General features: G+C 70.5%; 2 protein-coding genes. Both read left to right on the top strand.

Features of this window, described 5'->3' with window-relative positions; all coding sequences use genetic code 11:
- Positions 1–1,353: AMP-dependent synthetase/ligase (locus B4E30_RS07660; protein WP_286794469.1), on the top strand; the 1,353-nt coding region annotated here is incomplete at its 5' end.
- Between the two features lie 18 nt (positions 1,354–1,371).
- Positions 1,372–2,250, top strand: a complete 879-nt coding sequence (locus B4E30_RS07655) for a DUF1295 domain-containing protein (protein WP_286794467.1) — start codon at positions 1,372–1,374, stop codon at positions 2,248–2,250.
- Positions 2,251–2,290 lie beyond the last annotated feature (40 nt).

The following is a 2,290-nucleotide window of genomic DNA, read 5'->3' as shown; positions in this document are numbered from 1 at the left end:
CCCGGCACCAACGACCTCATCGCGCTCGCTGCCGGCGGCGCCGATGTCGCGGACGACCTGCTCGAGCTGCGCCGCACCCAGGCCGACCTGGATTCACCGGCGACGATGGTCTACACGTCCGGCACGACCGGGGAGCCCAAGGGCGCGATCCTCACCCACCGCAACTTCGTCGGCCAGGTGCGCAACGTCGCCGCCGCGTACCGCGAGGTGGTTCGCGCGGACGGGAACACCGTCATCTTCCTCCCGCTCGCTCACGTGCTGGCACGCGGGCTGCAGCTGATCTGCCTCGCCGGCGGGATGCGCATCGCCCACGTCTCCGACCCCACCGAGGTCGTCGACAGCCTCGGCGTGCTGCGCCCCACCTTTCTCGTGGTCGTGCCGCGAGTGCTCGAGCGCATCCGGAACGCCGCGGCGGAGAAGGCCGACGGGGCGCGCCTCGGGGCACTGTGGCGCGCCGCGGTGCGCACCGCCGTCTCGTGGGCCGATCACCTCGAGGCGGGCACCCGCCCCGACGCGGTGCTCCACGCGCGTCGCGCCGTCTTCGACGCCCTGTTCTTCCGACGGCTGCGGGCCCGGATGGGCGGCCGCCTCGACTACATCCTCTCCGGTGGCGGCGCGCTCGATCCCGATCTCTCGCGCCTGTTCCGCGGTATCGGCGTGCCCGTCATCGAGGGCTACGGCCTCACCGAGACGACCGCTCCCCTGACCGGGAACCTGCCCGACGACATCCGCTCCGGAACCGTCGGCTACCCGCTCCCCGGCTCGACCGTTCGCATCAGCGAGCACGGCGAGATCCTCGCTCGCGGGGTCGGCATCTTTTCGGGTTATCGCGACCCGGCCCACACCGCCGAAGCATTCGTCGACGGTTTCTTCCGCACCGGCGACCTCGGCCGTCTCGACGACGACGGCCGCGTGGTGCTCGAGGGACGCCTGAAGGACGTCATCGTCACCAGCAACGGAAAGACGGTCGTGCCGCAGCCGTGGGAGACGCGCGTCGAGGCTGATCCGCTCGTCGCGCACGCGGTCATGGTGGGCGAAGGCCGCTCGTACCTGTCGGCGCTGCTCGTGCTCGACCGCGCCGCGACCGAGGCGTGGGCGGACGCGCAGGGAATCCGCCTCGACGCCGTTTCCGGCGAAGGGGTCACGCCGATCTCCGAGCCCGGATTGGTCGCTCACCTGCAACGCAGCGTCGACGCCGCCAATGCCCGCGTCTCGCACAGCGAGGGCGTGCGCCGATTCGCCCTCGTCTTCACCGACCTCGACGACACCCGCCTGGTCACCCCGACCATGAAGATCAAGCGACGCGCCCTGCTCGAGCGCAGCGGCAACGCCGTCGACGACCTCTACCGCTGACCCCTCGAGAGGACCCCCATGACTTCCGCCACACGCGCGTCGCTCGTCGCGATCGTCGTCGCCCTCGCCCTCGGTGGCCTGGTGGCCTGGGCAGGCAGCCAGGGCACCGCGCTCGTCGCCGGCATCCCGCTGTTCGCCCTCGCCGTCGCAGCCGCCTTCGCCGTGCAGGTGATCGTGTGGATCCCGTCGCAGCTTGCCCGTACGGAGAAGTTCTTCGACATCACCGGCAGCCTGACGTTCATCGGCGTCTCGGTCGCCGTGCTCCTGCTTGCGCCGGCCGCGGATGCGCGCGGGTGGGTGCTCGCCGCGATGATCGTGCTGTGGGCGGTGCGCCTCGGTGCGTTCCTGTTCGTGCGCGTGCACCGCAGCGGCGGCGACGACAGGTTCGACGACCTCAAGACCAATCCGGTGCGGTTCCTTCGGGTGTGGGTGCTGCAGGGCGCCTGGGTCTCGCTCACGGCCTCGGCAGCGTGGATCGCGATGAGCAGTGAGACCCGGGCTCCGATCGGCTGGCTGGCCGTCGTGGGCATCGCCGTGTGGGTGCTCGGCATGGTCGTCGAGATCACCGCCGATGCTCAGAAGACCGCCTTCAAGGCCGACCCGGCCAACGAGGGGCGGTTCATCCGCAGCGGACTGTGGTCGCGCTCACGTCACCCCAACTACTTCGGCGAGATCGTGATCTGGCTGGGTGTCTTCCTGGTCGCCGCGCCCGTTCTCACGGGATGGCAGTGGGTCGCGCTGATCTCGCCGCTGTTCGTGATCCTGCTCCTCACCCGCGTCAGCGGCATCCCGCTGCTCGAGCAGAAGGCCGACCGCGCCTGGGGCGGTCAGGACGACTACGAGGCCTACAAGAAGCGCACGCCGACCCTCATCCCGCGCCTGAGCTCGCCCGCCTGAAACGACACGCCGAAACGGGCTTCCGCAGCGTTACCTTTTC

The sequence above is a fragment of the Microbacterium sp. UBA3394 genome (genome assembly GCF_002358725.1).
In the GTDB taxonomy this organism is placed as follows: Bacteria; Actinomycetota; Actinomycetes; order Actinomycetales; family Microbacteriaceae; genus Microbacterium; species Microbacterium luteum.
Note: the sequence above shows the minus strand (reverse complement) of the source record. Positions and strands in the feature narration are given on the sequence as shown.

Excerpts from the sequence above, each read along its gene's own strand:
- B4E30_RS07655 (WP_286794467.1), top strand. The coding sequence starts at position 1,372 with ATGACTTCCGCCACACGCGCGTCGCTCGTCGCGATCGTCGTCGCCCTC.